The sequence below is a fragment of the Candidatus Erwinia dacicola genome, assembly GCF_001756855.1.
GTDB classification, from domain to species: Bacteria; Pseudomonadota; Gammaproteobacteria; order Enterobacterales; family Enterobacteriaceae; genus Erwinia; species Erwinia dacicola.
Genome location: NZ_MAYS01000038.1, coordinates 1 through 7,167, shown reverse-complemented (window position 1 = coordinate 7,167; position 7,167 = coordinate 1). Strand labels below are relative to the sequence as shown.

The window sequence follows — 7,167 nt, the reverse complement described above, 5'->3', positions numbered from 1 at the left end:
GTAATCGACGCGTTGCCACTACCGGACCGGAAGGCTGTAAGTGAATTTACACCACCTTGATAGACTCGACCTCCTAGAAGAAATCAATCAGCAGGATACGCCACCTTCCTCGAATTCCCATACACGACAAATGACCATAACTCCCCGACGGACAAGACGGTACGGAAAGTTGTTTATCTGGCGATCAAAAGATGCATCAAAAAAATGGAGTATGCTAATCCAGAACTGGCGGCTGGCGATGCGTCGCTTTATTATCGAGTTCGGTGACCGCCTGAGCGATCACCTTTAATACGAGGGCAGTTACACAGAATTACGGACAGGCTCACTTATAATGATAAAAGCATGAAGAAAAAATCGTCTTTTTTGCTTTGGATCGGGAGAGGAGAAAATTTTACAGCAGATTTATCCTTAGCTGGCAGACTGGGTCAGCAGAGTGCTGGCCCTTTAATACTACTCTTTCTGCATCGCCACTTTAGCGCTATAGCCTTTCGCCACGCTTGCCGCTAGGTCACCGCGTGCAATCCAGCGATAGCTCCCGGCACCCAGCGCCACACCAATAAACCAGCTAAAGTTCGCCACGGCATGCAGGGAAGGGATAAAGCTAATCACTAGGCCAATCGCCACTGACGGCAGCAGAGCAGCAATCGCTTTCGGGTTAAAGCCGCCCTTGTACCAGTAAATCCCCTTCGGCGTATCATCAAACAGGTCATCAACTGAAATCTGGCTGCACTTAATCAGGTAGAAATCTGCCAGCAGAATCCCGAACAGCGGCCCGATAAACGCGCCCAGCACGTCCAGCGTATAGTGGATCAGCTCCGGTGACTGGAACAGATTCCACGGTGTCAGCAGTACCGATCCGACGGCTGCAATCATCCCGCCGGTGCGGAAGCTGATTTTTTGCGGAGAACAGTTAGAAAAATCGAACGCCGGGGAAACGAAGTTCGCCACAATATTGATACCGATGGTCGCGGTGATCATCGTCAGCAGCCCAATCGCCACGGCCAGATTGTTATCCACCATGCTGACGGTTTCGATAGGGTTAGTAATCATGCGGCCAAAAAGCGACTGCGTGCCGGAGACAATCACCACGGTAACGATCGAAAACAGCAGAAAGTTGAACGGCAGGCCCCAGCGATTGCCACGGCGGATCTCGCCTAGGCTGTTACCGTAGCGCGAGAAGTCACCAAAATTAAGCAGTGGGCCGGAGAAGTACGAAACCACGAGCGCGGTGGCGGTAATCATCTGCCACGCCTGCTCTCCGCTGGTCAGCGATTTACTCGCCAGCGTCAGAGAGATACCGCTGAAACCCGTTTTGTATACAATCCATCCTGCCAGCGCTACCATCACCACATACACCGCCGGACCGGCGATATCGATAAAGCGCTTAATAGCGTTCATTCCATGCCAGAACACCATCGCCTGCAGGAACCACATAATCCCGAAGCAGATCCAGCCCGGCAGCGACAGGCCCAGCCACGAAGATTGTGTCAGGGAGCTCAGCTCCGGCCAGAACTTAAGGGAGAACAGCATCAGCGCATTCGCCGCCAAATAGGTCTGGATACCGTACCAAGCAAAAGCGATCAGACCGCGGATCACCGCCGGGATATTCGCGCCAAAGACGCCAAACGCCTGGCGGCAGATCACCGCGTAAGGCACGCCAGCCATCTGACTGGGTTTCGCCACTAGGTTGGCGCACAGCTGCACAATGCAGATACCGGCCAGCAGGCACAGCAGAACCTGCCAGCTGGCAAGATTGAGCGTAAAGAAGCTGGCCGCCACCACATAACCTCCCATGCTGTGTATATCGGACATCCAGAAAGAAAAGATGTTGTACCAGCTCCAGTTCTGGTCACGCGTCGGTGCCAGATCCTCATTGCACAGCCTTGGGCTGTAGTTGGCATTGGCTTCAGCTGCTGCTGCCTGGGAAGACACTTCACTATTTGGCATGAAACCTGCTCCTATGAATACAGTTATCAATAAACCGGGTTGCAGGAGACATTGCAGGATCTAGGCCAGATTGTAATTTCGTGTATACAAAAGTTGTGATTCCTGAGTACGCTTTCTTGACAGAAATGGTGTTGACCGGAGTAGGGAATGAAGAGTAAAACAGGGCTGAAAACGGCCTCCGACCTAGGTGACAGCGGCGAACCCATCTATCACGCGCTGATGACTGCCATCGTTGAACATCAGTTACCATCGGGGAGCAAATTACCTGAAGAGGCGCTCTCCGAAGTCTTTGGCGTCAGTCGGACTGGTATCCTCAAAGTGCTGCAACGCCTCACCGCAGTGCAAATGATCACGCTGACGCCCAAACGTGGTGCACAGGTTGCCACACCAACGGTAGAAGAGGCGCAGGATATCTTCTGCACCCGCAGCTTAGTTGAATGCGCCGATCTGCCTGCCGTGCTGGCGCACTGCCAGACACCGCTGGAAAAGCTCAATCGGCAGGAGCAGAAGGCGCATGAGGATCATGACGGTGCCGCCGCCATCCGCCTCTCTTTCGCCTTCCATATTCAGCTACAGGCTATCTCCAGCAATCAGGTGCTGACAGAAATGGTGACGCGCCTGACCCAGCGCTCTTCGCTGGTGGTCGCTGCATACGGAGCACCCTGGCAGCAGGGCTGCCGCTGTGACGATCACGATCGGCTGGTCGAGCTGCTGCGCGATAAATCCCTTACCCGCCTGACTGACTCACTACGGCAACATTTCGATCATATTATCGCCAGTCTGCGCTTTGAACGCAGTGGCGAAACGCTGCCGGACTTTGCCCGGCTCTTCGCCGCCACAGGAGCACGATCATGAAAAAGCAGGTTATCCAGGTTATCAACCCCAATACCAGCCAGGCGATGACGGAAACTATCGGCGTGGCTGCGCGTGCGGTTGCTGGCGCCAATACCGCGATCCTCGCGGTCTGCCCGACGCAGGGCGTGCCCTCCATCGAAGGTCATTTTGATGAGGCCATCGCGGCGATTGGCGTGCTGGATCAGGTAAAAGCCGGGCGTGATCAGGGCGTCTGCGGCCATGTTATCGCCTGTTTTGGCGATCCGGGGCTGCTGGCTGCGCGCGAGCTGGCGCAGGGGCCGGTGGTGGGCATTGCTGAGGCGGCGATGCATATGGCCACGCTGGTGGCGACGCGCTTTTCGATTGTCACCACGCTGCCGCGCACGCTGATTATTGCCCGTCATCTGCTGCTGCAGTACGGTTTTGAGCATAACTGCGCGGAGCTGCACGCTATCGATCTGCCGGTGCTGTCGCTGGAAGATGGCAGCGGTATCGCCCATGAGAAAGTACGCCAGCGCTGCATACAGGCGAAGCGTGAAGATGGCAGCGGGGCGATTGTGCTGGGCTGCGGCGGCATGGCCGATCTGGCGCAGACGCTGACGCGTGAGCTGGGGATCCCGGTGATCGACGGCGTAACCGCCGCGGTCAAAATGGTCGAGTCGCTGGTGGCGCTGGGGTTAAACACCAGCAAACACGGCGATCTTGATTACCCCATACGAAAAAATCTGTCGGGCCAGTTTGAGCGCCTAAATTAAGGTAATGCCTTTCCGCGACCAAGGAGTCAACCATGAGTGATGTACCGGAAAAGAAAGAATACAGCTTCAATAAAAACTATCCGCGTGACCTGCGCGGTTACGCCGGGAATTTTCCCCATGCTGCCTGGCCTAGCAAGGCGAAGATCGCGGTGCAGTTCGTCCTCAATTATGAAGAAGGCGCGGAAAACAACGTCCTGCACGGTGACGCCGGTTCCGAACAGTTCCTGTCCGATATTATCGGGGCAGCCAGCTATCCTGAACGCCATATGTCGATGGATTCGCTGTATGAGTACGGTTCGCGTGCCGGTTTCTGGCGCATTCATAACGAGTTCCAGAAACGCGGTCTGCCGCTGACGGTGTTTGGCGTGGCGATGGCGCTGGCTCGTCACCCGGAGATAGTCGAAGCGATTAAAACCGCCGATTATGACGTGGTCAGCCACGGCTGGCGCTGGATCCACTATCAGAGCATGGATGCCAAAACCGAACGTCAGCATATGCAGCAGGCGCTGGATACCCTGACCGACCTGTTCGGTAAAACGCCGACCGGCTGGTACACTGGGCGCGACAGCCCGAACACCCGCCGCTTGGTGGTTGAGCAGGGTGGGCTGAGCTATGACAGCGACTACTACGGTGACGATCTGCCGTTCTGGACCCCGGTCACCTGTCAGGATGGCGTCGTGAAGCCGCATCTGGTGATCCCGTACACGCTGGAAACCAACGATATGCGCTTCGCCACGCCGCAGGGCTTCAATACCGCCGAGCAGTTTTATACTTACCTGCGCGACAGCTTTGACGTGCTGTATGAAGAGGGCGACAGCGCGCCGAAGATGCTGTCGATTGGTATGCACTGTCGCCTGCTGGGGCGCCCGGGCCGTTTCCGCGCCCTGCAACGCTTCCTCGATCATATCCAGCAGCATGACCGGGTGTGGATCTGTACCCGCCAGCAGATTGCCGAGCATTGGGTGGCAAAACATCCGGCTCCTGAAGTCTAATCGTTGCGGGCGGGGTTCTCCTCTGAGGTACCCGCACAAAAGATTGGAATTGGATTTGAACGTTATCGCGGGATGACAGGTGCCGGGTTTCTGGAGGAAGGGCTGCTTTCCACACTGGCATGAATAGATCCCTATAATCTGGCGCACGGCTATCCCTAGCCGTGCGCCTGCTGCAATCAGCCCTCCTTCATTTCACCCAGAGCCTCATCGTCGCAGTTGTAAACCCACAGAGAGCACGACGGTTGCTAAGAAACTCTGTTTCCTCAGCCGCAAGTGCTACCGCCCGCATTAACTTTCAAGGGGCAATGCAGGTGGAGGTAGAAGTGGATATCGCCGCCGGGCAGCAGCCAGCGCGCATTGGCTTACGCTGCCAGCTGACCACGGTAACGGAGAGCGTCAGCTGGCTCGGGCTCTGCCCGCATGAAAACTATCCCGACCGCAGGCTCTCCTCCGAGTTCTCGCACTGGACGCTGCCGTTAGAGCAGCTCAGTACGGCGTATGTTTTCCCGGGCGAAAACGGACTGCGCGGCGGTACGCAGCAGCTAGATTACGGCGACTGGCATCTCAGCGGGGAGTTTCACTCCTCGCTCAGCCGTCACAGCATGGAGCAGCTGCGCGACACATCGCACCGTCATCGACTGCGCGACGAGCCGGGCAACTGGCTGATTGTCGATGGTTTCCATATGGGTGTTGGCGGTGATGACTCCTGAAGTTTGAGCGTCAGTCCAGACTTCCTGCTGTCTGCCCGCCAGTATCGCTATCAGGTCACTTTTAAACTCGCGGACTAAGGCGAACTGCCCGGCGTGATTTTGCGCAGGGCAGATTTCCGATAAACCCAAATTAGCTGCACGCTGTTAATCAGCACCACCAACGCCGTCGCCGCAAACACCCAGCGAAAACCGCCAATCGCCGAGATCCCTGAACCCATCAGTGGCCCCACGACGTTGCCGAGGTACATAAACGACTGGTTATAGCCAAAGATGCGCCCCGTCACTTGGTCGCTGGAGTAACGCAGCAGCAGCGTCTGTACCGCTGGCACCATCGCACCATCGGCAAAGCCCAGCAGGAAGCGCAGGATCCCCAGCTCAACCGAGCTGTTCGCCCAGGACATGGCGACAAATAGCAGCACCGAGAAGATCAGGGCGGCAAACAGTATCCGTTGCGCGCCAATGCGGTCCCCCAGCTTGCCGAGCGTTGGTGCGGAGAGCAGCGCAGAAATCCCCGGGATAGCCGCGACTACCCCGCTGATAAAGGCAATGTTCTGCATGTTGGGCTCCAGCTCGCGCACGAACAGCGTCAGGATTGGGCTGACTGAACCGTTACATAGCTGGATCACGAGAGTAGTGGAAAACAGGCTAATCATCAGCCCGGGACGGCTGAGGGTATGAAATACCATGCTGCCGCTCAGCTTATTCTCTTTTTTCACCCGCGGCTGACCGTTCTCTTTAATCAGGAACAACGTAATCAGGAAACTCACCACCAGCAGTGCGGAGGTAATTAGAAACACCGCGCGTAAACCCACCCAGTCCGCCAGCAGACCGCCCATCAGCGGCCCCATGATCACCCCGCAGATTTGTGCCGTGGTGACCATGCTGAGCGCCCAGCCGCTACGCTCACGCGGCGCTTGCCCCGCCATCAGCGCCATCGCATTGGGAATGTAACCGGAGGTCAGGCCCATCAGCGCTCGCAGTGCCAGCAGCTGCCAGACGCTGGTGACAAACGCCTGCAGCAAAATGATGATCCCCATTCCCAGCGAGGCGCGCAGCAGCATCAGCTTGCGGCCTTTACGGTCGGCTAAGCTGCCCCACATAGGTGAGACAATGGCAGAAACAAGGAAGGTAATGCTGAAAATCAGGCCGGACCACAGTGTCAACGCGCTGGGATCGGTGACGCCAAGTTGCTCAACGTATAGCGGAAGAAAAGGGATAATCTGGCTGATCGCCAGCCCGGTAAATAAACACCCGAACCAGACGGAGATAAGGTTAACCTTCCAAGATTCCATAGTGCTGTGTGAACGACCTGTAGTCGGAGGGAAGCGGAACACAAGTGTAACAATACTCACGGCAGGCGTCAGTCACTTATCACGCGGGCAGCAGCAGAATATTGTTAGCAAACGAATCTTTTGTCGGGGTTAAATCGTAAAAAAATCTATGGTCATGGTCCCCACCATTTTTGCAACACTGATTTTTGATTAATGGTGGGCTTGCTTAAATCTAGGGGCTGTCCTAGATAACTAAGATCATCTAGGATAGTGCCATGAGAAAAAGCAGACTCAGTCAGTACAAACAGGAACGGTTACTTGAACAGTTTATTGCAGGCTCCACAGCCCGTATTGCCGCAGAGCTGGTTGGTGTCCACAGGAACACTGCTGCATACTATTTTCACCGCCTCAGAGTGCTGATAGCCGAGCACGTAGATAGGCACTCCTGGTTTGATGGCGAGATTGAACTGGACGAAAGTTATTTTGGTGGTTGTCGTAAAGGTCAGCGTGGCAGAGGTGCTGCCGGAAAAGTGCCTGTTTTCGGGCTTCTCAAGCGTGGTGGTAAGGTGTATACCAAGGTCATACCCGATGCCAAATCACGCACATTACTGCCGATAATAGAGTCAAAAATTTACCCTGACAGCATCGTCTATACCGA

At 55.7% G+C, this 7,167-nt stretch carries 6 protein-coding genes and 2 pseudogenes; 6 read left to right on the top strand and 2 right to left on the bottom strand.

The features are described from left to right. Window positions 1-144 precede the first annotated feature (144 nt). Window positions 145-289, top strand: a pseudogene (locus BBW68_RS17385) (IS256 family transposase); the annotation flags it as partial. Window positions 290-450: 161 nt separating this feature from the next. Here BBW68_RS17385 and BBW68_RS00925 read toward each other — a convergent pair. Then, window positions 451-1,947, bottom strand: coding sequence for an NCS1 family nucleobase:cation symporter-1 (locus BBW68_RS00925; protein ID WP_070133622.1), 1,497 nt, complete (start codon window positions 1,945-1,947; stop codon window positions 451-453). Window positions 1,948-2,094: 147 nt separating this feature from the next. Here BBW68_RS00925 and BBW68_RS00920 point away from each other — a divergent pair, with 147 nt between their 5' ends. The 4 genes and pseudogenes from BBW68_RS00920 to BBW68_RS00905 all read left to right on the top strand — a co-directional run. Next, the gene (locus BBW68_RS00920) at window positions 2,095-2,802 is read left to right on the top strand and encodes a GntR family transcriptional regulator (RefSeq protein ID WP_070133621.1); all 708 of its coding nucleotides are present in this window, start codon (window positions 2,095-2,097) and stop codon (window positions 2,800-2,802) included. Then, window positions 2,799-3,536: an allantoin racemase gene (hpxA, locus tag BBW68_RS00915; RefSeq protein ID WP_070133620.1), complete on the top strand. Its 738-nt coding sequence runs from the start codon at window positions 2,799-2,801 to the stop codon at window positions 3,534-3,536. Before BBW68_RS00920 ends, hpxA begins: the two co-directional genes overlap by 4 nt. Window positions 3,537-3,568: 32 nt before the next feature. After that, window positions 3,569-4,528, top strand: a complete 960-nt coding sequence (gene puuE, locus BBW68_RS00910; RefSeq protein ID WP_070133619.1) for an allantoinase PuuE — start codon at window positions 3,569-3,571, stop codon at window positions 4,526-4,528. A gap of 250 nt (window positions 4,529-4,778) precedes the next feature. Then, window positions 4,779-5,316, top strand: a pseudogene (locus BBW68_RS00905) (beta-galactosidase small subunit-related protein); the annotation flags it as partial. On the opposite strand, the gene BBW68_RS00900 reads toward BBW68_RS00905, so the two are convergent. Continuing rightward, window positions 5,313-6,530 carry a multidrug efflux MFS transporter gene (locus BBW68_RS00900; RefSeq protein ID WP_070133617.1) on the bottom strand — a complete coding sequence of 406 codons (1,218 nt, stop codon included), beginning with the start codon at window positions 6,528-6,530 and terminating at the stop codon, window positions 5,313-5,315. The pseudogene BBW68_RS00905 and the gene BBW68_RS00900 overlap by 4 nt on opposite strands. A gap of 254 nt (window positions 6,531-6,784) precedes the next feature. On the opposite strand from BBW68_RS00900, the gene BBW68_RS00895 reads away from it, so the two are divergent. After that, on the top strand, window positions 6,785-7,167 hold a 383-nt coding region (locus BBW68_RS00895; protein WP_148127485.1), incomplete at its 3' end, for an IS1595 family transposase.